This is a genomic window from Bacillus sp. FSL R9-9497, from assembly GCF_038005805.1.
In the GTDB taxonomy this organism is placed as follows: Bacteria; Bacillota; Bacilli; order Bacillales; family Bacillaceae_G; genus Bacillus_A; species Bacillus_A cereus.
The window spans coordinates 4606136-4631225 of sequence record NZ_JBBOTY010000001.1 but is presented as its reverse complement, the minus strand read 5'-3'; the positions used below and the strand labels follow the sequence as shown (position 1 = coordinate 4631225).

The window sequence follows — 25090 nt, the reverse complement described above, 5'->3', positions numbered from 1 at the left end:
GGAGATGAAGGAAGAAGTGAACGTACCGAGTAATCCCATAACGCTCATGGCGAAAGTATACCGTGATGTGTTTCCGGTTGTACACCATGAGCTAGCGATGTGGAAAGAGCGTGCCTACCATATTCCGAATGATGAGCTTCATAGTCAGGCAATCGCAAGTATTGAGCATAAAACGTTTCATTGCGAGGGCGGTGGCATTTTAGCTCTGCTAGCAAATGAACACCGAGAAGAATGTATTCGTTTTATCGTAGCGTATCAAACAATCAGCGACTATTTAGATAATTTATGTGATCGCAGTACATCACTTGATCCAAATGATTTTGCCGCACTGCATGAATCGATGTTAATGGCATTATCACCTGAAGTAGAAGGCGGCGGTAATTATTATCGTTATCGTGATGATCAAGATGATGGTGGTTATTTAGATGAACTTGTTGAAACATGCCAAGATGTTTTAAAGAAAACGAAGCACTATGACAAAATTGCTCCTGTTCTTCATGAACTTGCTTGTTATTATTGTGATTTGCAAATTCATAAACACGTGAAATTAGAAGAAAGAGAACCACGATTACAAAAGTGGTTTGAAGCGCATAAAGAAAACTTACCAGAGATGAGTTGGTTTGAATTTTCAGCATGTGCCGGTTCTACGCTTGGAATCTTCTGTCTTGTCGCATATGCCTTTCATGATGAATTACATGATGAAGATATTGCGAAAATTAGACAAGGATACTTTCCTTACGTACAAGGACTTCATATTTTGCTGGATTATTTCATTGATCAAGAAGAAGACCGTATAGGCGGAGATTTGAATTTCTGTAGTTATTACGAAAACGAGCAAGCGATATTAGATCGTATGAAACATTTTGTAGAAGAAGCAGAGAAGAGCATTGGTGATTTGCCTCATGCGAAGTTTCATCGTCTCATAAGCCGAGGGTTACTTGGTATTTATTTATCAGATCAAAAAGTATCAGCACAAAAGAATATGCACAAAATGGCACGGCGCATTGTAAAGTACGGAGGCCTCACTTCACGATTCTTCTATTGGAATGGGAAGATGTACCGAAAGAAAACAGCGCAGTGATGAAGAAAACCACTCATGTAGAGTGGTTTTTTTTCATTATGATCGTATTTTTAAAAATACATATATAAGAAGTTCAATCGCAAAAATCACTAATACAGATAGTCCGAATAAAGGCATGATAGCGCCTAGTATAACCATCATGATAAAGAAAACGATTATGCTCTTCTTATCTCTTTGTTTTGGAGGTGCTGCTAATTTTCCTTTCGGCTTTCTTGCTAACCACATTTTTACTCCGTAATAAATAAGAAGTAGTAGAGATAATGTCGTTAGTAAGCATAATATTTTATTTGGCCATCCAAATAAATGTCCTTCATGAAGCGGGATGCCGTAAGTGAACCATTGTGCAAGTAATCCATAATCACGATAGTCCGTTTTTGAAATGAGTTCCCCGCTATATTGGTCAAAGTAAGCTGTTATCTCTTCATTTGGTGCAACATGCATACCTGTAATACCAGAACCGCTCGATTTCGAAACAGTGAATACACCTTTCGGATCAGCTGGTAGTGAGATAACGTATGGCTTCTTTATTTCAATTCCTTTTTGTAATTCATCGACAGAAATTGTTTTTGGCTTACTCGAATTCGATTCAGGAGGAGCTTCTTTTCTTGTTGCCCATGGCAATTCTTTTACCTTTGATTCAGGCGGTGCCATATACAACTTTGGATATCCAATCGATTCATTCGACGATGCGATTTTATAAATTTGGTTACCCATAAATCCTGACCATGGCAATCCAGATGCGACTAACAAAACGAGTGGAATTGTAAATATAATACCGATAATAGAATGACGTCTTTTTGCTTTTTCTCGCTTATTGGATGATGGTGTGTTTTTGAATTGGCGTATACTCATGTACAATCCGGTTACGATTAAAAAGATTGTCCAGCATGCCGCGAGTTCTACAGTATAGTTGACGACAGTGCCACCGATTAAAAGAGAACTATGTAATTCCCTCATTATATTCGCAAACGTTTCACTTGCGTTTTGATCTCCGACAATTTGATTATTGCTATCTAAATATACATACTTTTGTTGCCCCGTATATTCATTTGCAATCGTAAGCCTCGTATTATAATCCCCATTAAACTCACTAATTTTCGCCACACTATAATGTGGATATTTTTTCTCGGTTAAGGAAATAGAATCAGACATCGAAATAGATTCTGTTTGGGCGCTCTTCCCAAAATATAAATCTTTATAGATGAAATCTTCAACCTCTTCCCGAAATAAATACCCAATTCCGCTCAGTGACAACGTAATAAGAAGCGGTGTAATAAAAAGTCCAGCATAAAAATGCCAACGCCAAAAAATGTAATGAAGCGAACGATTTACTTTCATACTTTCAGTTCCCCTAACCTTCCCTATATGAATAACTACGTATTTAATATAGCGAGATTAAGTGTGATTACTTTGAAAGAATTGTGAAGAAAGTTAAAAGTTTTTAGGGGTTTCAACAAACATAAAACACATTTCAAAAGGGATGTTTTCTATGTTTATGAAGATCTCTTTGTATTTGATAAGTATATCCTAACAACCGCTTTCGCAAGACATTGAGAAGAATCAACAAAATCCTCACTAGCCACAACATTCAAATCAGTACATGCGATAATTGCGGTATCTACTTCATCCTTCAATTGCACAACGAGTGCGCTCCATAATTTGCGAGCTTCTTCAACTTCTCCGCTTTTAATATACGTAATAATTTGATTAATCATCGTTTGCCATTTTTCATAATGAATGTATTCTATATTCCGTTTTGCAATCCCGTCTTGATAAATACCAGCTTGAACTGTCGCTTCCGTTGCAAGAAGAGCGACTCTTTTTGCAGTTTCAGGAATTGCTTTTAACGTTTCGTCAACTATATTTAAAATCGGGATAGAAAGAGAACGCTGTAATTCTTTAAAATAAAGATGCGCCGTATTGCACGGCATAGCGATAAAGCTTGCGCCAGTACTTTCAAGTTTTTGTGCTCCTTCAATAATCGCTTTTTTCATCGCTTCGTGATCAATAGGGCGATCTATGTAAAACGGTGTTGGGCACGAATAGATCATCATATGAGGAAAGTCCATATCATGCTTTGCTCCGTATATTGTTTGGCATTCTGCTACAACTGTATCGACGAATGGTCCGGTTGATTTTGGCCCCATTCCTGCTAGTATTCCGATCATTGTCTCGTCTCCTTTAATATGTAATTAAAAACGTTTTTTGCGAACGATAAAAAGAAATAAGGTAAATAATAAAAATGAATATACGATAGCCCAAGCTGTGAGCCATAGTGTGTGAGTCAGTATATTATATTTGTATTGGCCAAGCATTAGAAAGCTTTCGACAGGTGGTAAAAACCATAATAACTCTTTTTTAAACCGGATAGATGCGATCGTTATAAGCAATATAAAGGTAAGGCTAAGCCAAGCAGTGCCTGCTTTTTGAATCATATTTCTAGTAAATAATGTTGCGATTGAAATTCCTAGTATAGAGAAAGACATGTGAGAGAGAAATCCGACTAGAAATAAAGAAACTGTCATTTTTTCATTAAACATTTGCAAAATAATTGGATAGATTACGGATATAAAAGATAATACAGTACAAATGAGAAGAGCTGTAATATATTTACCAACGTATAATGCGGAAATATTATTTGTGTGAGAAATAGTAATTTGTTCTTGTACAGGGTCTTCAGTATGAAAAATTGTGACCGTAATCCAGGCAGATAATAAATAAAGCGCGAGAGCTGTTTCTAAATATGTCGGTACAATAGGAGTCGGTTTATATGTATATACAAAAAGCAAGCTCACAAAGTACATCGCAATAGGAGGGACATACTTATACGATTTTGTATAGTCGAGAAAATGGTAACGAATAAGCGCAAACATAATAAACCTTCTTTCGATTTAAAAGTTAGGTTGTAGCAGTGTGATAGATGCTTTTTTATGTAATAAAAACTGAAGTATTTCGTTTGTATATTCTTTTTCGATTTGTAATTGAATAAGATTTGGATTTGCATTGTGTGCAACGTGTATAAAACCGGATTGCTTTTTTAGTTCTATTGCTGAAAATGTGTCGTGAACGATTGCCTCAATATAGACCTGTTCCGCTACTTTTTGTGCAGAGGTATTTTCTACAATTGTATGATTTGCTAACGTCACAATTCTATCGGCGAAGTTTTCTAATAGTTGTTTTTCGTGACATGTGAAGAGTATAGATATACCTTGTTGTTTTAATGAGAGTAAAATATGTTCTAATTCTTGCTGAGAGTTAGGATCGAGCCCAGAAAGAGGTTCGTCTAAAATTAATAAATGTACGTCCGTAAGTAATGCTTGCATAATGCCTGTTTTTTGTTTCATGCCTTTTGAAAAGTTTCGTACAACGGAATGCCTTGCATGATGTAGGTGAAAAGATTGAAGAAGCAGCGGAATTTTATCTTTTACATATTTTGTTGATAAACCGTGAATGTGGCCGAGATGAAATAGATAATCCTCTAATGTAAAACGAATTCCTTCAGGAAAATGTTCAGGTACATAACCGATTTGTATATGTTCTTTCCTTTGAATTGTCCCTGCCGTAGGTGAAATAAAGCCTGCAATTATTTTGAGTAGAGTACTTTTTCCAGTCCCGTTCCCGCCAACAATAGCGAGTGCTTCTCCTTCTGGAATGGATAAATCAATGTTGTCTAGTATAAGCGATTTTCCATACTTCTTTTGAATTCCCCTTAGTTCTACTAGCAAAGTTCTATCCTTCTTTCTTTAAATAGTGTATATATCCATTATATAGGAGAATAACAAAAAGACGTGCAATGAGTGCACGTCTTTTTTTGTTATGTTTTGTCGAATCGTCGATATATCGAAAAAATCGTTGATATATTACCCCGCATTAACGGGCAGTAAAACTCCCACCTTAAAATTCAGTTGGAGCAAAGAAGTTAGGTGGGGGATAAACTGCCCATAAATGCCCGATTGGTTCAACTAATAATCAGTAGGGGATTCCCCCCATTGATTAAAGTTTCACTTTATCGTTTCTCAATCGCCACAATAAATGGCGGGTTATTTTGCTGGTTAATGAAGCCATATCGCAGTACGTGAGCTTGTTTTTGGTCTAGCTCTTCTGCAAATTTGAGAACAGCGTCGCGTTCTACTTGTCCTTCTGGGTGTCCGTGGTAAATGACGAGGACGATGATTCCTTCAGGTGCCATTACTTCTAGTAATTGTTCAATTGCCGAAATTGTTGAGTTCGGTTTTGTAACGATATGCTTGTCACCGCCAGGAAGGTAACCTAAGTTGAAGATAGCGCCTGTTACTTTTCCTTTTGCGTCTTCTGGTAGTACGGATAGAAGTGTATCGTGACTATCGTGAACTAAAACAGTACGTTCAAAAAGTTCTTTTTCTTTTAGACGAGTTGTTGAGCTTTCAATTGCTTCTTTTTGAATATCAAATCCAAATACTTTTCCGCTATCCCCAACAATTTCAGCTAGGAAGCAAGTGTCATGACCATTTCCAAGTGTTGCATCTACAGCGTAGTCGCCTTCTTTAACAGCCGTTTGCAGCAGTGTGCGAGCAAACGGTAATACACGTTCTAATTTCATTGTTGTTTCTCCTCATTTGCATATTTTCCTTGCCAGCTTCCGCGGCGTACAAATTCTGCATCGATGGAATTTAATACTTCCCATTTATTTAAGCTCCACATTGGACCAATCATTAAATCAGGTGGGCCGTCACCTGTGATACGGTGCACAATTACGTCTTCTGGAATAATTTCAAGTTGGTCAACAACGAGACTTACGTAATCCTCAAGAGAAAGGAATTCGAGTTGTCCTTTTTCATATTGCTTCACCATTGGCGTTCCTTTTAATAAGTGAAGTAAGTGGATTTTAATTCCTTGTACATCAAGTTTCGCTACTTCACGAGCTGTTTCCATCATCATGTCGTAATCTTCAAGTGGAAGACCGTTAATAATATGAGAGCAAACTTTAATGCCGTGCTTACGTAATTTATTTACGCCTTCCACGTAAGACGGATAATCGTGAGCGCGATTAATAAGGTTTGCAGTTCGTTCGTGAACAGTTTGTAAACCGAGTTCAACCCAAAGGTATGTGCGTTTATTTAAGTCCGCTAAATATTCAACAACATCATCTGGTAAACAATCTGGACGAGTTGCGATAGAAAGACCGACAACGTCTTTTTCTGCTAGAAGCGGTTCGAATTTTTCTTTTAACACTTCAAGTGGTGCATGTGTATTTGTGTACGCTTGGAAATAAGCGATACATTTTCCATCTTTCCACTTAGAGCGCATTTTTTCTTTCATTTCATGATATTGCGTTATAACATCATCGCGGCGATCACCGGCGAAGTCACCAGATCCAGCGGCACTGCAAAATGTACAACCGCCGTAAGCAACTGTACCGTCACGATTCGGACAATCGAAGCCAGCATCTAATGAGACTTTAAAGATTTTTTCACCAAATTCATTTCGTAAATGGTAATTCCATGTATGATAACGTTTATTGTCGTTTGTATATGGAAAAGGGTTTTGAACCTTCATTACTTTCCCTCCTAAGCCGAGTCAAAATGAAACAAAATCCATTATAACATACTCATAAGGTGGAGATGGAAGGGACACACTAAAGGGGAATTGAAGCAAGGAGGGACAATTATGGCAGAGCGTCAATCACTTGAATCGTATATTACACAAGCGGAACAAGCTGTGGAATATGCGAAAGAACAATTAGACCAAGGCATGAGACAAGAGCATTACAATACGATGGAGTATTCAGATGCGCAGTTACAATTAGAACAAGCATATAACGATTTACAAACGATGCAACAACATGCGAATGATGAGCAACGTGAGCAGCTAAATAGAGCACGCATGGCAATTCGCCAATTGCAACATCAAATGATTATTACACCGCACTAAGAAGGAGTGAATGTAATGGCGAAACGTTCAGATCAAAATAATCCAGAGCAAAAAACACAAAATGGACATAACGCTGAGTTTTCGAATGAACTTGATCCCATTGTTCAAGTAAAACAGCGTAATAGTAAAAAAGGACAACCTCAAAAATCAAAACAATCAGAGTAAACCAGGTCGAAATATGACCTGGTTTTATTTTGCTATATGACAATAATGTAAGATTTCTGTAAGGTTTGCCGATAGTTGTAATTGTCCTTTTCCAGTAGAGTAAGGGAGGATTAAATTTTGGACAAGGAGTTGCTTATGGGGAACAATATTACAAACAAACGAATTGATGAGTTAGATTACATTCGTGGCTTCGCATTACTGGGGATTATTTTAGTAAATATTCTAGCGCTACTTAATATTAAAACTCCAGATCCTAATACAGTAGATGCTAGCTATCAAAGGTTTCTATACTTATTTGTAGAAGGTCGTTTCTTCTCAATTTTCTCATTCTTATTTGGAGTGGGATTCTATATCTTCATTACAAGAGCGATTGCGAAAGGGAAAAATGGATATGTTCTATTTTTCCGCCGCGTAGTTGCATTATTTATTTTTGGTTTGATTCATTACATGTTTCAGCCTGGAGAAGCGTTAACGTTATATGCAATTTGCGGATTAATCGTTTTACCGTTTTATAAAGCGAAAAAACAAGCGAACTTAGTAATTGGTCTTATTTTGACAATAGCCTTTAGTGTAATGGGTGTTAAAGAACTATTACCACTTGGTTTAATTTTATTAGGTCTTGCTGCAGGACAATATCGTGTATTTGAAAATCTTTCAAAAAACATAAAGCAAGTCGCTATTTTTACAGGCATTATGTTTGTTTTAAGTGTGGCAGCTGTATGGTATCAATATGGACACGTGCCTGCTGGTCCATTTGTAAATATGATATTGATGAATGAAGATGGAACAATGGATGCTGCAAGCCATTTTCTAAAAATTGGTATTACTGTTGGACCAATTATTTCAGCTTTCTATGTAGGAGCATTAATTTTATTACTTCAGTTAAAACCAGTTCAAACATTATTAGCACCATTGAAATACTACGGTCGTATGGCTTTAACAAATTATATCGGACAAACGGCAATGATTTTAATCGCTGGTAGTGTATTTAACTTTGCAGGTAACTTAACATACATGCAGACGCTATATGTATGTATCGCAATTTATGCAATTCAAATTGTGTTTAGTGTAATTTGGATGAAAATCTTTAAAATGGGTCCATTAGAATGGATTTGGCGTGTTATTACGTACTGGACGGTAACACCTTTAAAGAAATAAAGTGAAACTTTAATCAGTGGGCTGTTCCTTTCGCGGAACAGCCTATTTTTATTGTCATCTTTTGTCGATAAGTCGATATATTTTGGTAATCGCTGATAAAAGTGTAAGAATCGCCGATATATTTGAAAAATCGCTGATAAAAGTGTAAGAACCGCTGATATATTTGAAAAATCGCCGATATAATTTCATTTACCGATTTACTATGCCGAAATGCGAACTAGTATGAAAAGCCAAACTTACACGCCCACCTTCTTTATATTACAAAAGTGTAAGGTAATTGTAATGTTAACAAATAGCAGTTCACCTCCAAAAGGCGCAAAATAGGTAATGGAAAAACAAGCGTAGGAGGATATATATGACGAAACCAGTTGTAGACGTGAAAAACGTTCAAAAAGTGTACGGTAAAAAAGGTGAGAACCAATCACACGCGTTAAAAGGTGTTTCATTCTCAATTCAAGAGGGTGAGTTTGTTGGGATTATGGGACCATCTGGTTCTGGTAAAACGACATTATTAAATGTAATTTCAACGCTTGATAAAGCAACGGGCGGCGTTGTTGAAATTGCGGGTACAGATATTACGAAAATGAAACAAGGTGAGCTTTCTGATTTCCGTTCACAAAAGTTAGGATTCATCTTCCAAGACTTTAACTTATTAGAGAACTTATCTATTTATGAAAACATTGCACTTCCACTTTCTCTTCAAGGTGTCGCATCACGTAATATTGGACCGAAAGTAGAAAAAGTAGCGGGTATGTTAGGGATTACAGAAATTCTTCAAAAGTATCCATCTGAAGTATCTGGTGGACAGAAACAACGTTCAGCAGCAGCGCGTGCACTTGTGCATGAGCCGGCAATTATTTTAGGGGACGAGCCAACAGGAGCGCTTGATTCTAAAAATGCAACGAGTTTACTTGATGCGATGACAAACTTAAATAAAGATCAAGGCGTATCGATTATGATGGTTACGCATGATCCATATAGTGCAAGTTACTGTCAGCGTATTTTATTCATTCAAGATGGTGAGCTATATAAAGAAATTCATCGCGGTGGTACGCGTGAAGAGTTCTACAAAGAAATTTTAGATGTACTTGCAGATTTAGGTACACAAAAGGCGTAAGAAAGGAGGTTCCAGTATGTTATTTAAACTTTCCATGTCGGGGCTGAAAAGTAAGCTGAAAGATTATATCGTCTTACTTGTCGGTCTTGTCATGTCGATTTCAATTTTTTACATGTTCCAAACGTTAGCACTGAATAAAGCATTTTTAGAATCTAATTCAGTGATTAAATCTATTGGATTCGTATTCCAAGCAGGATCATTTTTATTAGCAATTATAACGTTCTTCTACATTTTATATGCAAACTCTTTCTTATTATCTCTTCGTCAAAAAGAGTTCGGTATGTATATGATGTTAGGTGCGAAAAAACATAAAGTTACATTACTTATGTTTATTGAAACAATCGTATTAGGTGCTGCGTCTCTTGCAATCGGGATTGCAGTTGGAGTAGGACTTGCAGAAGGTATTGGACAGTTATTAATGAAACAGCTTGAATTTGCTGGTGAAGGGTATAAAGCATTTTATCTACCATCTATGACTGTTACTTGCATCTTCTTCTTTGCACTATTTGTATTATCAGCAATTATGAACAGTATTAAATTGTCACGTATTTCTGTATTGCAATTAGTACATGCAGATGCGCAAACAGAGCGTGTTGCAGTAAAAGGTAAAAAGACAGTTGTAGTGGCATTCCTTGCTGTTCTTTTATTAGGTATAGGTTATGCATCTATGATCTATATGGAAAAACTAAAAGAGATGGGAATCCTTATTGCATTAATTACGACAACAACTGGTACTTATATGCTATTTAGTTCACTTCTCCCGGTTATTATTAAAAAATTAAAGAGTAATAAAAAGCGTAGTGAAAAAGGACTTAACGCTTTTACATTTGCACAATTAAACTTCCGAATTAATAGTTTAACGAAAGTGCTTGCAACAGTGGCAATGTTAGTTGCGCTTGGAGCTGGTGCAATTTCGGGCGGTATGGCGTTTAAAAATAACGTTATAAAAATGGTAGATGGTTTAGTAATATATGATTCAGTAGTTCATAATCCAACAGCTGAAGAAAAGAAAGTTTTAGACGGTATTACATTTAAAGAGAAAAGCGAATATCGTTACAAAGTTGATGATAAATACGTTTACTATGTAAAAGAAGATTTAGAGAAAAATCGTCCTTTAGTAAAAGATATGGCAAAGATGAAGTCTATGAAGGATTTAGTAAATACGAAAAAAGTTTCAGAGGAACTACCGGTAGGTGCAGTTTCTAGAGAGATGAATCAAAAAGATGCGAACACTAAAGAACTTTCAGCGGAATGGATAGATGCTTTTAGTACAATCCATCCATATTATTTATACAATGATCATGCAATTAAAATTGTAGATCAAAAAATGTACGATGGGATAAATGGTAAAGATGGTATAGCATTTATCGGAAAAACAGATGATTTTTTAACATATAAAAAAGAATGGAAAAAACTTGACGAGTTGCAGCTAGATAAATATAAAAATGTAAAAGCTGAACAAATGGATAGTAAATATCAAGCTTATAGTGGGTTCTATGGCATTGCGAGTGGAACAGTATTTATGGGATTCTTCCTTGGAATTGCGTTCTTAGCAATGATGGCAAGCTGCCTTATGTTTAAAATTCTTTCTGGTGCATCAAAAGATATTACGCGTTATCAAATGCTTCGTAAAATCGGTGTGCGCCGTGAGTTATTAACGAAATCAATTTATAAAGAGTTATTCTTAGTATTCTTATTCCCAGCAATTGTGGGTATCGCTCACGTATTAGTTGGTATGAATATTTTCGGATTTATTTTAATCGATCCGTACTTCCGTATTTGGGTACCAATCGTAATTTTCGTAGTTATTTATGCGATTTATTACTTCATTACAGTTCAATTGTATAAAGGAATTGTTCTTCCGAAAGAAGATTAATAATAAAAACCGAGCAAAAACGCTCGGTTTTTATTATTTTCAGAAAAAACACTTTAATGTTACTGAAATGTATAATATAATATAAATAAGTAAAGTAATATAAAAGTAGGAGCAGCTGGATAAGGAAAGGAGGAATCCAATCTGTAGAAAAAAGCTGAACTTTTACCCCCACATTTTTTTACCGCAACGTATTTATACAATCGTAAGTTTCCACATTGAAAGTTTTCAGAACCACCTGAGTATATTGTGAAAATAATGGATAACACATGGAAATCTCATAGCATGATAAGGTAAAATGGACAACATAATGAGAAAATTACCGTTCATAAGATGAGGAGAATACATGTATGGAAGTTGTAGAGGCATTAAAAGATATAAGCCAAATTGAGGCTATGAAAAAATATTTAAAAGAGCACTCCCAGCGAGATTATCTTTTATTTGTTATTGGAATTAACACAGGATTAAAAATTACAGAACTACTTAGCATGAAATTTGAAGATGTATTAAATGAAGACGGGACTGTTAAAGAGTTTTATGCTCTTCCTGTGAAAGATGAAAAATTTAAACAAGATATTTATTTAAATACAAAAGTAAAAGAAGCGCTTTTAGATTACGTACAATCTATTGGCGTTAAAAGAGAAAATTACGTATTTCAATCTAATAAAACGCCAAATTCAATTACGCGCCAACAAGCGTATCGTGTAATTCATAATGCTGCAGAAGCAGTTGGAGTTGTTGGTAAAATCGGAACGAATTCAATGCGAAAAACGTTCGGATTTCATGCTTACAAAAGAGGGATAGCGATTGCGCTATTGCAAAAACATTTTCATCACGCGACTCCATCAGAGACACTAAAGTATTTAGGTATCTCAAAGGATGAGAGCTTTAAAACGGAGATTGATGTCGATTTATAAAAGCCGTAACTAAAAAATTAGGAGGCGGAAAATATGAATATTAGAGAGAGTGAACTGCCGGGTATTGGATGTAAGTTTGAAGTGATTACAAAAGGTAATGAAAAGATGGTTATCGTTATTCATGATGATGGCCGAAGAGAAATGTACCATTTTGATACTGATCATGAAGAGAGTATTTCAAGCGTCTCTCTTCGTGATTCTGAAGCGAGACAAATTGCAGCTATATTGGGCGGAATGGTATATAGACCACAAGCTTTAGATACGATTGAAATGGCTTTTGAGGGATTATCAATTGAGTGGTTTAAGGTGGAAAATAATGCACCAGTTGTACAAAAAACAATTGGTAGTTTACATGTTCGAAACACATATAACGTAACGATTATTGCCATTTTGAAAAAGAATATGAAGAAGTTCTTTAATCCAGGCCCAGATTCTATCATTGAAGCTGGCGATATGCTCGTATTATCAGGTGAAAGACATGAAGTGAAAAGAATTATTAATGAGTTGCTTTCAGTAGGAGGGGATTCATAATCGATGGATACTTTAATCTTTGAAGTTGGAACTGCGTTAGTATTAGTCGCTTTTGCAGCTATTCTTGCTGCAAAGTTAAAGTTCTCGATTATCCCGTTTCTTATTATACTCGGTATGCTAGTGGGGCCTCATGCCCCAGATTTAGGGCTTATCGATTTAAGATTTATTGAAAGTGGAGAAGTTATTTCCTTCCTCGGCCGTGTTGGCGTCATATTCCTCCTATTTTACTTAGGTTTAGAATTCTCAATTAAAAAATTAATTAAATCAGGAAAATCAATTGCTTTTGGGGGAACTGTTCATATATCGCTTAATTTTATATTAGGTTTACTTTACGGATATATAATGGGTTTCCCCTTATTAGAAACATTAATTATTGCTGGGATTATAACAATTTCATCGAGTGCAATTGTTGCGAAAGTAATTGTTGATTTAAGAAGATCTGGTAATAAAGAGACGGAGCTAATTTTAGGAATCATTATGTTTGATGATATCTTTTTAGCGGTATATTTATCAGTCGTTTCAGGATTAGTACTCGGAGGGGCAACGTCATTTGTAGGTGCTCTTACATCTATTTTAATCGCAGTAGGGTATATGCTACTATTCTTTGTAGTTGCTAGAAAAGCTACACGATTTTTAAATAAAATGTTAGATATTTCGTCCAATGAAATTTTTATTATCGTAATATTTGCTATTTTGTTCTTTGTAGCAGGATTTTCAGAAACGATTCATGTTGCGGAGGCGATTGGAGCATTATTATTGGGGCTCGTCTTTTCTGAAACAGAGCATAGTGATCGAATTGAACAGCTTGTTGTTCCGTTTCGTGATTTCTTTGGAGCTATATTCTTTTTCAGCTTCGGTTTAAGTATAGACCCATTTTCACTTGGCGGAGCAGTGTGGTTGGCATTAGGAGCAGTTTTCATTACTCTTATCGGTAATTTTACTGCTGGAATGGTTGCGGGGCGTAAAGCTGGGTTATCGCATAAGGCTTCTACGAATATCGGTTTAACGCTTGTATCACGCGGAGAATTTTCTATTATCGTCGCGAATATTGGAATTGCGGGTGGCTTAATGGCAGCGATTAAACCGTTCTCAGCTTTGTATGTTTTAATATTAGCATCGTTAGGACCTTTGTTAACGAAAGAATCTGGGAGAATATACTCGCTACTAGATAAGGTGTTTAAATGGAGTGCTAAAGAACGTGTGAAGCGAGAAAAGGAAGTTGGATAGTACAAATAAGGGTAGACTGCATGAAAATTTCATGCAGTCTACCCTTTTATATATTGTTACTGTTGTCGTTTTTTGTCGGTAAGTCGATATATTTTAATAATCGCTGATATATTTGTAGTTGCGCCGATATATTCTAATAATCGCTGATATAATCCAAGAAGCAACCAATATAAATTCATTTACCGACGAACTATTATCTGAATTTCATCAACTATTAATCAGTTGCCTTCCTATTTAAAAACGACTACAATTTTACTGTTATATATGAACGAAAAAAATAGAATAGGAGGGGAAGCTATGCCAAGGAAAGTATGGCTATTAGTAGCTGGGATGATTATTAATGTCACGGGTGCTTCTTTTTTATGGCCTTTTAATACAATTTATTTGCATGATCACCTAGGAAAATCTTTATCTGTGGCCGGAATGGTATTAATGATCAACTCGCTTACCGGTGTAATCGGAAACTTGCTCGGCGGTGTTTTATTTGATAAATGGGGCGGTTATAAATCAACTTTAGTAGGGATTGTGATTACACTTGTATCAATTTTAGGTCTTGTGTTCTTCCACGGTTGGCCGTTATACGTTGTGTGGCTAGCGTTAATCGGCTTCGGTTCTGGAATGGTCTTCCCATCGATGTATGCGATGGTCGGTACAGTTTGGCCAGAGGGCGGAAGACGAGCATTTAATGCGATGTATGTTGGACAAAACGTTGGTATTGCGATTGGAACAGCGTGTGGTGGATTAGTTGCTTCGTATCGTTTTGATTATATTTTCTTAGCGAACTTTATTTTATACTTTGTTTTCTTCTTAATTGCTTTTATTGGATTCCGTGGTATGGAGGACAAGAAGGAGCCAGGAGTACAAAAAGAAGTCGAAATGAAAAAAGGTTGGTCACTTACACCTGGATTTAAAGCACTTCTTATCGTGTGTGTAGCATATGCTTTATGCTGGGTTACATACGTACAGTGGCAAGGTGCAATTGCAACACATATGCAGGAATTAAACATTAGTCTTCGTCATTATAGTTTATTATGGACGATAAACGGAGCAATGATCGTTTGTGCGCAGCCACTTGTTAGTATGTTAATTCGCTGGATGAAGCGTTCCTTAAAACAGCAAATTATGATTGGAATTTTCATTTTTGCGGCGTCATTCATTGTGTTAAGTCAAGCGCAGCAATTTACGATGTTCCTCGTTGCGATGGTAACATTAACAATTGGTGAGTTATTTGTATGGCCTGCGGTTCCAACGATTGCAAATATACTTGCACCAAAAGATAAATTAGGATTTTATCAAGGGGTCGTAAATAGTGCGGCGACTGTAGGGAAAATGTTCGGACCGGTCGTTGGCGGAGCAATTGTTGATTTATACAATATGGAAGTATTGTTTATAGCAATCATGGTAATGCTTGTAGTAGCGCTTGTAGCAACAAGTATTTATGATAAACGAGTAAAAGTAGAAGAAACAGTTGAAGAAAAAATTGCAGTTTAGTTTGACGGAACATGTTCACATGTTTTAGAATATATTTAAATAAAACAACCTTTAGAACAAGGGAGATAGCTCGGCTGTCTTAAGATGAATTCGTTAGTTATGAAGAGTAACGATTAACCGAGAAGTCCTCGCTTTAGTAAGCTCTTAAGAGATACTAGGTGAAGGATAGTTCACGTAACTTATATGTGTAATAACAGTGAGAAGGAGTAGTAGTAATAGAAGCTGGTTTAGAGAGTTGACGGTCGGTGCAAGTCAATCCACGTTTCGTTATGAACTCGCCTTTGAGTTGCAGTTGTGAAATTAATAGTAGCAATTGCCGTTAATCCACGTTACGGATCTAAGCGAATGTACATTTGTACATTAATTTAGGGTGGTACCGCGGGAATCTACAACCTCTCGTCCCTTTCTAGGGATGAGAGGTTTTTTGTATTTTGGGCGGTGAAAATAAATATAATTTCAAGGAGGGTATCTCATGAGCTTTAATCATCAAGAAATTGAGAAGAAGTGGCAAGGGTACTGGGAAGAAAATAAAACATTCCGTACGCCAGATGAGACAGAAAAACCAAAATTTTATGCACTAGATATGTTCCCATATCCATCAGGTGCAGGCCTACACGTAGGACATCCAGAAGGTTATACAGCGACAGATATTTTATCTCGTATGAAGCGTATGCAAGGATATAACGTTCTTCATCCAATGGGATGGGATGCATTCGGTCTTCCAGCAGAGCAATATGCACTTGATACTGGAAACAGCCCAGCTGAATTTACAGAGCATAATATTAATACGTTCCGTAACCAAATTAAATCATTAGGTTTCTCTTACGATTGGGATCGTGAAGTAAATACAACAGATCCAAATTACTATAAGTGGACGCAATGGATCTTCCTAAAACTATTTGAAAAAGGCTTAGCTTACGTTGATGAAGTACCTGTAAACTGGTGCCCAGCACTTGGTACAGTACTTGCAAACGAAGAAATCATTGACGGTAAGAGTGAGCGTGGTGGACATCCAGTTGAGCGTCGTCCGATGAGACAGTGGATGTTAAAAATTACAGCTTACGGAGATCGTCTATTAGAAGATCTAGATGAGCTTGATTGGCCTGAAAGCTTAAAAGATATGCAACGTAACTGGATCGGTCGTTCTGAAGGTGCAGAAGTACACTTCAACATCGATGGTACAGACGAGAAATTCACAGTTTTCACAACACGCCCTGATACATTATTTGGTGCAACATACTGTGTACTAGCTCCAGAACATGCACTTGTTGCAGAAATCACAACAGCAGAACAAAAAGAAGCGGTAGAAGCTTACATTAACGCTGTAAAAATGAAGAGTGATCTAGAGCGTACAGAACTTGCGAAAGAAAAAACTGGTGTATTCACTGGTGCTTACGCAGTTAACCCAGTAAACGGTGAGAAATTACCAATCTGGATTGCTGACTATGTTCTTGCAACTTACGGAACAGGTGCTGTAATGGCAGTTCCAGCTCACGATGAGCGTGACTATGAATTCGCATCAGTATTTAATCTTCCAATGAAGGAAGTTGTAAAAGGCGGAGATATTACGAAAGAAGTGTACACAGGTGATGGTGCACACGTAAACTCAGCATTCCTTGATGGTTTAAATAAAGAAGAAGCAATCGCAAAAATGATTGAATGGCTTGAAGTAACGAGCGCAGGAAATCAAAAAGTAACGTACCGTCTACGTGACTGGTTATTCAGCCGTCAACGTTACTGGGGTGAGCCAATTCCAGTAATTCACTGGGAAGATGGTACAATGACAGCTGTGAAAGAAGAGGAATTACCATTAGTTCTTCCGAAAACAGAAAACATCCGTCCTTCAGGTACAGGTGAATCACCACTTGCCAACATTGACGAGTGGGTAAATGTTGTTGATCCTGAGACTGGTAAAAAAGGTCGTCGTGAAACAAATACAATGCCGCAATGGGCTGGTAGCTGTTGGTATTACCTACGTTACATCGATCCAAACAATAGCGAAGCACTTGTAGATCCTGAAAAAGTAAAACAATGGCTTCCAGTTGATATTTATATCGGCGGAGCGGAGCACGCTGTACTTCACTTACTATATGCTCGTTTCTGGCATAAAGTATTATACGATATCGGTGTAGTTCCAACGAAAGAACCGTTCCAACAATTATTCAACCAAGGTATGATTCTAGGTGAAAACAACGAGAAAATGAGTAAATCAAAAGGTAACGTTGTAAATCCTGATGATATCGTAGCAAGCCACGGTGCAGATACACTTCGTCTATACGAAATGTTCATGGGTCCATTAGATGCTTCAATTGCTTGGTCTGAAAATGGTCTTGACGGAGCTCGTCGTTTCCTAGACCGCGTATGGCGTCTATTCGTTCAAGATAACGGTGAATTAAGTGAGAAAATTACTGACGCACCAAATAAAGAGCTTGAAAAAGCTTACCACCAAACAGTGAAGAAAGTAACAGAAGACTATGCAGAGCTTCGCTTCAACACAGCGATTTCTCAAATGATGGTATTCATCAACGATGCATACAAAGCTGAAACACTTCCAAGAGAATATGTAGAAGGTTTCGTAAAAATGATTGCACCAGTTGCACCTCATATCGGGGAAGAGCTATGGAGCAAGCTTGGATACAATGAAACAATCACATATGCAAGCTGGCCAACATTTGATGAGTCTAAACTTGTAGAAGATGAAGTTGAAATCGTTGTTCAAGTTATGGGTAAAGTTCGCGCAAAACTAACAATGAGTAAAGACGCATCAAAAGAAGAAATGGAACAACTTGCACTTGAAGCAATTCAAGACCAAATTGAAGGGAAAACGGTTCGTAAAGTAATTGTTGTTCCTGGAAAACTTGTTAACGTTGTTGCAAACTAATTCATTCTAAATAAAAGCTCAGAGCGTTTATGCTCTGAGCTTTTTTGTATAGAAAATAATCTCAGGGTCACCTTCATCTAAGTTTTCAACTATTCCGCTATGTATAAAACCATTCGAGTTAAATACTTTCTGCATACTTTCATTCGATTCGTTCGTTGAAGAAAATATTTTTTGAGTAGGAGAATGACTTAACATATATGAGATTAACGAGCTTGCATAGCCTTGCCTTCTTTTAGTTGGTGAAACAATGATTAATGAGAGGAAAGTACAACCAAAGAAATTTGTATCGTATGTTAGAAAGCCAGAGATAGAATTTTCTTCTTTTACAATGATGCATCTGCCTTCACGGATAGTGTGCTTAATATAATTTCGTCTACTATCGTTTCCAATTACGTCAATATCTATATGGACGATTGAATCTAAATCATTGATAGAAGCCTTTGTTACATTCTTCAATATACATACCTCCTAGAAAAAATATTCAGTTAATTAATTTTATCATGAATGAAGAAAAAGAAGCGGAATTCTAGTGCAGACAAACACCTATTCTTCTATAGGAAATATGATAAAAAAGGTAGGCTAAATTGAGTAGAAGAGGTGAAAGGAATGAAAGGGATGGACAATAATGCACCACATGGTTTCGTCGGGGGTGGATCGGATAGTTATGAACAAATGATGTTAATGGGAGGAGGACAACAAGGATACGGTGGAATTCCGAGCTGGATGGGTGGAGGCGCGGGTGGATTTCCAACATCGGTAGCTGGCATGCAAACTGAAATGCCTACATCAATGGGAGGCTTTTCGACATCAGGGGCTGGAATGCCTACAATAACAGGTGGATTTCCAACATCAGTAGCTGGTGTACAGACAGGAATTCCAGTAGGAGCACCAACTACATTTCCTTCTTTCGTTGGAGGAGTGCAGACAGGATTTCCGGTACCAGGAATAGGTGTTGTAGCTGGAGGAATAGGTGCGTATCCGCAAGTTGTTCACGGTCATCATGGACATCACCACCATCAAGGTCAACATGGCCATCATGGACACCATCATCACCAAGGTCAACACGGCCATCATGGACATCACCACCACCAAGGTCAACACGGCCATCATGGACATCACCACCATCAAGGTCAACACGGCCATCATGGACATCACCACCATCAAGGTCAACACGGCCATCATGGTCATCACCACCATCAAGGTCAACACGGCCATCATGGTCATCACCAACAACAAGTACATCACCATGGACACCACCACATTCATCCGCAAGCTGTTCTTTATCAAACGCACCAAGGTCATCATGGACATCACCACCAAGGGCACCAAGGTCATCATGGACATCATCACCACCAAGGCCAACAAGGTCATCATGGACATCATCACCATCAAGGCCAACAAGGTCACCACGGTCATCAAGGACAGCATAGTCAACAGCACCAACACCAACAATATCAGCAATATCAACAACAACAATCTTCTCCTTGGACAGGTGGAATTGGAGCGGGAGCAGCAGGAGCAGCGGCAGGAGCGGCTAGCATTAGTGGAGCAGCAGGGCACGCGGGACACGTGGGTCATTAACAAGCCAACAGAAAAAAGACATAATAAAAAACTGCTAGGAAATCCTAGCAGTTTTTTTCAGCTTCTTGGCGCTGACGTTCAATTTCAGCACGAAGTTGTGGTTCCGGTGCTTGCCAGCCTTCTGGCTTTAGAATCTTACCGTCGCCTTCACGGAATCGAGGCTTCCCATCAGGGAATAGTTTTGCCATGTTGGCGTTGTTTACAATTTCGAATCCTTTATCTGGACGTACGCCCATTTCTGCAAACGTTCCGAATGCAAAGTAAATAAGGTCAATCAGTGCATCGTATTGATCTTCAACAGTCGTTGCCTCAAGAAATTCTTCTAGTTCTTCCTGCATAAAACTTGCACGGATTTTTGCACGCTCTTCTGTTAATTTTGTTGGAGTATTTGTTACAGGATGTCCGAATACTTCATGCATTTTTGCAACAAGTTCATATCCTTTATCTAAACCTTTTTCGTTTGTCATGTTGTTTCATCCTTTCTTACGTTATGCCGAAGTTTATTGTAACATAAGGTGATTATGAAATGAAAAGAACATCTTATAGAAATAAGATGTTCGCTCGTTATTCTTCTTTCTTAATTAAAATAGATAAAATAAGATCAATACCGAATATACCAACGAGTAACATTGGTATAACGACAAGTAAATAACGTGTGAAGGAAACATTTTTTAAGTATGTATGAGCAAATAAAAAGACGGCGAGAAATAAAATACCATTTAAAATAGGCTTTACTAATTTTTTAGACATAAGCTCCCCCATAAATATCTTCTCTCTCTATCTAAAATAAAAACTCCTCTCTCCGTTGTATCATGCTGGAGAGAGGAGTTCAATCATTTCTCATTCAATTACACCAGAATTTGTAATGTCTACGGTATATTTTATAGTAACGGGAACATCTTTGTACATTTGTTTCCACTCTTCTAATTTGAATGGGCGATAATGTTGCTTATACTTAGCTCCTAGCCCAAGAGGGTCGACATCTAGAGATTTAAAATGCTTAATTAATTTCTTACCTTGTGTCTCCAATTGTTTTTGAACGACCTTCTCAATCTTTTTTGTATTCTTAGCATTCTCTAAGTTAATCTGTTTCGATACTTCTTGAATACGAGCCTCAAGTTTAACATGAATGGAAAAGGAAGGCTTACCATTTTTTATTTTTATATCGTATGTTGGAATAGAACGAATATTATTAATCATTACGTACCCAGGATCTGCTTTAAATTCATGTGAATCTAACTTATGTTTTTCTAAAAGTCCTTTGAATATAAACATATCTTTTTCTGCAATTTTACCAACATATTTATCCTTTTTAAAAAGACCAATTCCCGTTATTTTTATTTTATCACCATGTTTCTTTAAAATTGGAATATAGTAGTCTTGCCCTTCTTGATAATAACGGAATGCTCCTATATGCAGATTATCTGTTGGTAAAGGACCGGTCTCCATATTATGTTCTAGCATTTTTTTTATATAAATTGCAACGTTGGATGAAGTCGTGTACTTTCCTTTTAAAAGTTCAGTACCATTACCTTCAAGTAAAGCAACATATAAGGCATTCCCGATGTTTACATCACGAATTAATGTATCGAAGGAAGCAACCATTCCTTTCTTAGCAATTCGGGTGGTAAATAGAGCAACCCGCATTTGCCCGCTAGCAAATGGTTGAGAAGACTCTAAAGATGTGTCAGCTTTTACTTGTTTTACCGCATTTGCTGTTCCTTCAAAAACTTGAACTTTGTTTCCTTTTTGCTGAATAGGACAAACAAATGTTACCTTTATTTTATTATCTTTTGCTACATCGAAGACAGTTCCTTGGATAAGGTGTACGTCATCGATAATATTTTTTTGTAAACATCCAGTTAGACTAAAGAGTGCTATACAAGAGATAAGTATTAATTTTCTTTTGATTTTTTCCATTTTCTTTTCACCCACACAATAATAAATAGAATTGGGATGTATACATAAATGAGCCAAAAGCTTCCTTTTGATGCATTACTAATAAAATTATTAATATCGTGTCTGTTTGTTAGAAGTTGTGAAACAATGAGGGTGATAAACATAAAAGCGATTAAAACACCTCTTTGTTTTACACGGAATATTTCGTGCGTTGCTCTCGTTGCCGCCCACAAAGGTAGAATAAAACTTGTAATGATAACGAGGGCATAAGCTGAAATTGCGATATATTCTAGCCTTTCTATGAATGGTAATTGAACAACTTGGGTCATAGAAAGTTGGGCCCATATCGTTTTTAACAATTGTTTTTCACTAAAAAACGAAAAGGCTAAAAGAGTGCTAAATAAATATAGAAGGTTTGAAAATAGTGCCCCATATTGAGCAAATTTATGAGATTGTTTAGGGTTTTTCACAAATGGATAAACCATGAGGTAAATCTCAAAACCAGTCATACTGTAGATTGACAGTTGAGCGGATTTTAAAATATCTGAAAAAGAATGTGTGAAAATGGGTAATAAATTTTCCCAATGTGAGTATTTCAAAACGAATAAGCTTAGAAATAAATACCCTAGTGTACCACCAACAGAGATGACGCAAATGCCTGTAATGACACGAAATCCAGAAGAAATGATGTAATAGCTAACTAGGCACAAAAAGAGTGTTAACATAAAGGTGGAGGCAGTTGGGAACATCCATACTTGAATAATTTCAACGTATGTTCGAATAACCGAAATACTGACGATTAAAAAATAAGTTGCAAAGATGATATTAAAGACGTTCCCTATCCACTTTCCAAAGGTTTGTCGTTGTAAATCAATTAAATTCCCGTTTGTTTCCCTTAATAAAAAATACATCATCCACATAAGAACATGGATAACGATGCCTGTGATTACAACGCCTATCCAGCCGTCGTATCCAGCGGCCTTTGCGGTGATTCGAGCAAATCCGAGAACGCCAGCTCCAAACTGTGCACCGTGAATTAAGAAGAAAACAAAGATAGGAGATATTTGATATTTTTCTTGAACTTTACTCATCAATGCACCTCATCTCTTAATCATCAAAGTCTGATCTATGTTTTGTTGAAATTCCTTTAGCAGCTTTTTTTACATGTTGTGGTCTTGCTTGTACATCTCTTGTATCGATCATTGTTAACGGGAAACGAATCCAAGAGTCTTTAACAGATTGTTGTCTTGTCGGATAAAACAAAGCGTACGGTTTACGTAAGGAAGTAAGTCTAAATAGATGGGTAAATAAAAAGATAAACCCAAGAGAGATACCGAAAAGCCCCCCTATTTCCGCGAATGCTAGAAACGGGAAACGTAGTAATCGAACAGCATTACCCATTTTATAAATAGGTGTAATAAAGGAAGCGAGTGCTGATAGTGCAACGATAATTAATAAAATATTACTCGTTAACCCAGCTTGTACAGATGCTTGTCCGATTACGATACCGCCTACAATACCGAGCGTTTGCCCAACTTTCATCGGTAACCTCGCCCCGGCTTCTCTTAATAAATCGATTGCGAGTTCTAGAAAGAGCGCTTCAATTAAAGGTGGGAATGGTACTTGTGCCCTTGATAAAATCAAAGTTTCAAGTAAATCACTTGGAATAAGTTCATAATGATAATTTAAAACTGCAACGTATAACGGTGTAGCGCAAATTGAAAATAGAACGGCAATTAATCTTAAAATCCTTGAAAATGTAGCGTACATCCAGGAGACGTTATAGTCTTCTGGTGAAATGAAAAAATCAAAATAGGATACGGGTGTTAGTAAAACACTTGGAGAACCATCAACAAAAATAGCGATTTTTCCATCAATTAGTGCTTTTGTAACTCTATCAGTACGTTCTGTATTGATATAGAGAGGGAAAATCGATTTTTCACCCATTAATTCTTGTAAATAAGCACTATCATTAATTTGATCATATTCAAGAGCGCGTAATGACTCTTCTAGAAAATCTACATTATCTTTTTCAGCAAGGTTGTCTAAATACATCATGACAACTTTTGTTTTGGAAAACTCGCCGATAATCATTTCTTTTGTTTGTAAATCTAAAACAGGAAGACGTTTTCGAACTAAATTAATGTTTGTATCAATATCCTCTACGAAACCTTCTTGCGGACCAATAACAGTTGATTCGTTTAAAGGAGGGGTTGGTGCACGATAATTATCAATTGCAATGTTTGCAAGCATACATTTTTGATCTTGCTGATTCAATTGAATAATCGCATGCCCCTTTAAAACCATATCCTCAATTTTTTGCAAGTCGTTCGTAATTGTAATGCCGCTCATCGGGATATGTTCCTTCAGCTCTTCTAGTGATGCGTTAGGTCGTTCTAAAAGAGTGGGCATTAAATACTTTTGTAATTTTTCTCCATCAAGTGAAGGGCGATAGTAAGAAATCCAATAAGGCATCGTTTCATCGTCGGATGTATGATAATTTACAAAATCACTAGACTTTTTCAGCTTCTCTATTAAATTTTGTAAAGAATGAATACGATCTTTTTCTGGTTTTGTAAAGTCATAAATACTATTACCTCCAGAGCTTTGTTGCTTACTTTGAGAAGGTTCATCTTGCTTAGCGTTTTGTTGTTTATCTTGAGACGAATCACCTTGCTTAGCGTTTTGTTGTTTATCTTGAGACGAATCACCTTGTTTAGCACTTTGTTGTTTATCTTGAGACGAATCACCTTGTTTAGCACTTTGTTGTTTATCTTGAGACGAATCCTCTTGTTTAGGGTTTTGTTGCTTATCCTGAGAAGGGTCCTCTTGTTTAGCACTTTGCTGCTTATCCTGAGACGAATCACCTTGTTTAGGGTTTTGTTGCTTATCCTGAGAGGAATCCTCTTGTTTAGGGTTTTGTTGCTTATCCTGAGACGAATCACCTTGTTTAGCGCTTTGTTGCTTATCCTGAGAGGAATCTTTTTGCTCGTTATTTTTACCTTTATTATGTTTCATACTTCTAGTCTGTTCTTTGTTATCATCCTCTTGATTGTTAGAATGCTGCTCCTGGTTATCTGTTTCGTTTAATTTTGATGTATTTGATTTTTTTTTCTTACGTAACCAATTCCAAATCATATGTACGCCCTCTTTAATCTTGTAATATAGTGCTATTTTGTGGCTAATTTTGTATATTATTCATTTATTTATGAAAAGAAGAAGGAGATTAGTTTGCATAGAAAAAAAACTTTAGTAAGCA

24 protein-coding genes and 1 other annotated feature are annotated in these 25090 nt (G+C 36.8%); of the genes, 12 read left to right on the top strand and 12 right to left on the bottom strand.

The window, feature by feature from the left end; genetic code table 11:
* Nucleotides 1–16: 16 nt before the first annotated feature.
* Nucleotides 17–1081: a tetraprenyl-beta-curcumene synthase family protein gene (locus MKY21_RS23895; RefSeq protein ID WP_001102467.1), complete on the top strand. Its 1065-nt coding sequence runs from the start codon at nt 17–19 to the stop codon at nt 1079–1081.
* Between the two features lie 36 nt (nt 1082–1117).
* On the opposite strand, the gene MKY21_RS23890 is transcribed toward MKY21_RS23895, so the two are convergent.
* From MKY21_RS23890 to MKY21_RS23865, 6 genes are all read right to left on the bottom strand, one after another.
* Complete coding sequence (locus tag MKY21_RS23890; RefSeq protein ID WP_016118764.1) at nt 1118–2419, bottom strand: PepSY-associated TM helix domain-containing protein; 1302 nt, start codon at nt 2417–2419, stop codon at nt 1118–1120.
* A 155-nt stretch (nt 2420–2574) separates the two neighbouring features.
* Complete coding sequence (locus MKY21_RS23885; protein WP_341077499.1) at nt 2575–3249, bottom strand: aspartate/glutamate racemase family protein; 675 nt, start codon at nt 3247–3249, stop codon at nt 2575–2577.
* Between the two features lie 24 nt (nt 3250–3273).
* Complete coding sequence (locus MKY21_RS23880; RefSeq protein WP_000457774.1) at nt 3274–3954, bottom strand: hypothetical protein; 681 nt, start codon at nt 3952–3954, stop codon at nt 3274–3276.
* An 18-nt stretch (nt 3955–3972) separates the two neighbouring features.
* On the bottom strand, nt 3973–4806 hold the full coding sequence (locus MKY21_RS23875) for an ABC transporter ATP-binding protein (RefSeq protein WP_341077496.1): 834 nt from the start codon (nt 4804–4806) through the stop codon (nt 3973–3975).
* Nucleotides 4807–5087: 281 nt separating this feature from the next.
* Nucleotides 5088–5660, bottom strand: coding sequence for a class I SAM-dependent methyltransferase (locus tag MKY21_RS23870; RefSeq protein WP_000764497.1), 573 nt, complete (start codon nt 5658–5660; stop codon nt 5088–5090).
* Nucleotides 5657–6616, bottom strand: coding sequence for a TIGR01212 family radical SAM protein (locus MKY21_RS23865; RefSeq protein WP_000868030.1), 960 nt, complete (start codon nt 6614–6616; stop codon nt 5657–5659). Before MKY21_RS23865 ends, MKY21_RS23870 begins: the two co-directional genes overlap by 4 nt.
* A gap of 111 nt (nt 6617–6727) precedes the next feature.
* Here MKY21_RS23865 and MKY21_RS23860 point away from each other — a divergent pair, with 111 nt between their 5' ends.
* The 10 genes from MKY21_RS23860 (at nt 6728) to leuS (ending at nt 18351) form a co-directional block, all read left to right on the top strand.
* Entirely contained in the window at nt 6728–6991 is a 264-nt protein-coding gene (locus MKY21_RS23860; RefSeq protein ID WP_000840869.1) for a YtzC family protein, read from the top strand.
* A 15-nt stretch (nt 6992–7006) separates the two neighbouring features.
* Entirely contained in the window at nt 7007–7156 is a 150-nt protein-coding gene (locus tag MKY21_RS23855) for a hypothetical protein (RefSeq protein ID WP_001129340.1), read from the top strand.
* Nucleotides 7157–7291: 135 nt separating this feature from the next.
* Nucleotides 7292–8314, top strand: a complete 1023-nt coding sequence (locus MKY21_RS23850) for a DUF418 domain-containing protein (protein ID WP_341077950.1) — start codon at nt 7292–7294, stop codon at nt 8312–8314.
* A gap of 355 nt (nt 8315–8669) precedes the next feature.
* Nucleotides 8670–9431 carry an ABC transporter ATP-binding protein gene (locus tag MKY21_RS23845; RefSeq protein ID WP_000165838.1) on the top strand — a complete coding sequence of 254 codons (762 nt, stop codon included), beginning with the start codon at nt 8670–8672 and terminating at the stop codon, nt 9429–9431.
* A gap of 16 nt (nt 9432–9447) precedes the next feature.
* A complete protein-coding gene (locus tag MKY21_RS23840; protein WP_000897804.1) occupies nt 9448–11307 on the top strand; it encodes an FtsX-like permease family protein in 1860 nt (619 codons plus the stop codon).
* A gap of 347 nt (nt 11308–11654) precedes the next feature.
* A complete protein-coding gene (locus MKY21_RS23835; protein ID WP_000454205.1) occupies nt 11655–12221 on the top strand; it encodes a tyrosine-type recombinase/integrase in 567 nt (188 codons plus the stop codon).
* A gap of 33 nt (nt 12222–12254) precedes the next feature.
* On the top strand, nt 12255–12752 hold the full coding sequence (locus tag MKY21_RS23830) for a cation:proton antiporter regulatory subunit (RefSeq protein ID WP_001026056.1): 498 nt from the start codon (nt 12255–12257) through the stop codon (nt 12750–12752).
* Nucleotides 12753–12755: 3 nt separating this feature from the next.
* Entirely contained in the window at nt 12756–13979 is a 1224-nt protein-coding gene (locus tag MKY21_RS23825; RefSeq protein WP_000380174.1) for a cation:proton antiporter, read from the top strand.
* A 297-nt stretch (nt 13980–14276) separates the two neighbouring features.
* Complete coding sequence (locus tag MKY21_RS23820; RefSeq protein ID WP_001137555.1) at nt 14277–15470, top strand: MDR family MFS transporter; 1194 nt, start codon at nt 14277–14279, stop codon at nt 15468–15470.
* A 187-nt stretch (nt 15471–15657) separates the two neighbouring features.
* Nucleotides 15658–15877 (top strand) — a binding site (T-box leader).
* Between the two features lie 65 nt (nt 15878–15942).
* The gene (leuS, locus tag MKY21_RS23815) at nt 15943–18351 is read left to right on the top strand and encodes a leucine--tRNA ligase (RefSeq protein ID WP_000009466.1); all 2409 of its coding nucleotides are present in this window, start codon (nt 15943–15945) and stop codon (nt 18349–18351) included.
* Between the two features lie 27 nt (nt 18352–18378).
* Here leuS and MKY21_RS23810 read toward each other — a convergent pair whose 3' ends face one another.
* A complete protein-coding gene (locus MKY21_RS23810) occupies nt 18379–18807 on the bottom strand; it encodes a GNAT family N-acetyltransferase (RefSeq protein WP_000800324.1) in 429 nt (142 codons plus the stop codon).
* 150 nt (nt 18808–18957) lie between these two features.
* On the opposite strand from MKY21_RS23810, the gene MKY21_RS23805 reads away from it, so the two are divergent.
* Nucleotides 18958–19932, top strand: coding sequence for a hypothetical protein (locus MKY21_RS23805; protein WP_341077491.1), 975 nt, complete (start codon nt 18958–18960; stop codon nt 19930–19932).
* Nucleotides 19933–19976: 44 nt separating this feature from the next.
* Here the strand turns inward: MKY21_RS23805 and MKY21_RS23800 are convergent, their stop codons facing one another.
* The 5 genes from MKY21_RS23800 to MKY21_RS23780 form a co-directional block, all read right to left on the bottom strand.
* Nucleotides 19977–20399: a hypothetical protein gene (locus tag MKY21_RS23800; protein ID WP_000180554.1), complete on the bottom strand. Its 423-nt coding sequence runs from the start codon at nt 20397–20399 to the stop codon at nt 19977–19979.
* A 97-nt stretch (nt 20400–20496) separates the two neighbouring features.
* Nucleotides 20497–20682: a hypothetical protein gene (locus MKY21_RS23795; RefSeq protein ID WP_000038775.1), complete on the bottom strand. Its 186-nt coding sequence runs from the start codon at nt 20680–20682 to the stop codon at nt 20497–20499.
* A gap of 90 nt (nt 20683–20772) precedes the next feature.
* Nucleotides 20773–21852 (bottom strand): Ger(x)C family spore germination protein, encoded by a 1080-nt coding sequence (locus MKY21_RS23790; RefSeq protein ID WP_000411371.1) that lies wholly within the window; start codon nt 21850–21852, stop codon nt 20773–20775.
* A complete protein-coding gene (locus tag MKY21_RS23785) occupies nt 21828–22922 on the bottom strand; it encodes a spore germination protein (RefSeq protein WP_000049072.1) in 1095 nt (364 codons plus the stop codon). The genes MKY21_RS23790 and MKY21_RS23785 overlap by 25 nt, the downstream gene beginning before the upstream one ends.
* Before the next feature lie 16 nt (nt 22923–22938).
* Nucleotides 22939–24969 carry a spore germination protein gene (locus MKY21_RS23780; protein WP_080336279.1) on the bottom strand — a complete coding sequence of 677 codons (2031 nt, stop codon included), beginning with the start codon at nt 24967–24969 and terminating at the stop codon, nt 22939–22941.
* Nucleotides 24970–25090 lie beyond the last annotated feature (121 nt).

Coding starts and splice junctions, on each gene's coding strand:
- MKY21_RS23795 (WP_000038775.1), bottom strand. CDS start 20,682: ATGTCTAAAAAATTAGTAAAGCCTATTTTAAATGGTATTTTATTTCTC.
- leuS (WP_000009466.1), top strand. CDS start 15,943: ATGAGCTTTAATCATCAAGAAATTGAGAAGAAGTGGCAAGGGTACTGG.
- MKY21_RS23840 (WP_000897804.1), top strand. CDS start 9,448: ATGTTATTTAAACTTTCCATGTCGGGGCTGAAAAGTAAGCTGAAAGAT.
- MKY21_RS23870 (WP_000764497.1), bottom strand. CDS start 5,660: ATGAAATTAGAACGTGTATTACCGTTTGCTCGCACACTGCTGCAAACG.
- MKY21_RS23845 (WP_000165838.1), top strand. CDS start 8,670: ATGACGAAACCAGTTGTAGACGTGAAAAACGTTCAAAAAGTGTACGGT.
- MKY21_RS23885 (WP_341077499.1), bottom strand. CDS start 3,249: ATGATCGGAATACTAGCAGGAATGGGGCCAAAATCAACCGGACCATTC.
- MKY21_RS23780 (WP_080336279.1), bottom strand. CDS start 24,969: ATGATTTGGAATTGGTTACGTAAGAAAAAAAAATCAAATACATCAAAA.
- MKY21_RS23790 (WP_000411371.1), bottom strand. CDS start 21,852: ATGGAAAAAATCAAAAGAAAATTAATACTTATCTCTTGTATAGCACTC.
- MKY21_RS23825 (WP_000380174.1), top strand. CDS start 12,756: ATGGATACTTTAATCTTTGAAGTTGGAACTGCGTTAGTATTAGTCGCT.
- MKY21_RS23890 (WP_016118764.1), bottom strand. CDS start 2,419: ATGAAAGTAAATCGTTCGCTTCATTACATTTTTTGGCGTTGGCATTTT.
- MKY21_RS23835 (WP_000454205.1), top strand. CDS start 11,655: ATGGAAGTTGTAGAGGCATTAAAAGATATAAGCCAAATTGAGGCTATG.
- MKY21_RS23860 (WP_000840869.1), top strand. CDS start 6,728: ATGGCAGAGCGTCAATCACTTGAATCGTATATTACACAAGCGGAACAA.
- MKY21_RS23785 (WP_000049072.1), bottom strand. CDS start 22,922: ATGAGTAAAGTTCAAGAAAAATATCAAATATCTCCTATCTTTGTTTTC.
- MKY21_RS23830 (WP_001026056.1), top strand. CDS start 12,255: ATGAATATTAGAGAGAGTGAACTGCCGGGTATTGGATGTAAGTTTGAA.
- MKY21_RS23880 (WP_000457774.1), bottom strand. CDS start 3,954: ATGTTTGCGCTTATTCGTTACCATTTTCTCGACTATACAAAATCGTAT.
- MKY21_RS23855 (WP_001129340.1), top strand. CDS start 7,007: ATGGCGAAACGTTCAGATCAAAATAATCCAGAGCAAAAAACACAAAAT.
- MKY21_RS23850 (WP_341077950.1), top strand. CDS start 7,292: ATGGGGAACAATATTACAAACAAACGAATTGATGAGTTAGATTACATT.
- MKY21_RS23800 (WP_000180554.1), bottom strand. CDS start 20,399: ATGACAAACGAAAAAGGTTTAGATAAAGGATATGAACTTGTTGCAAAA.
- MKY21_RS23820 (WP_001137555.1), top strand. CDS start 14,277: ATGCCAAGGAAAGTATGGCTATTAGTAGCTGGGATGATTATTAATGTC.
- MKY21_RS23805 (WP_341077491.1), top strand. CDS start 18,958: ATGAAAGGGATGGACAATAATGCACCACATGGTTTCGTCGGGGGTGGA.
- MKY21_RS23865 (WP_000868030.1), bottom strand. CDS start 6,616: ATGAAGGTTCAAAACCCTTTTCCATATACAAACGACAATAAACGTTAT.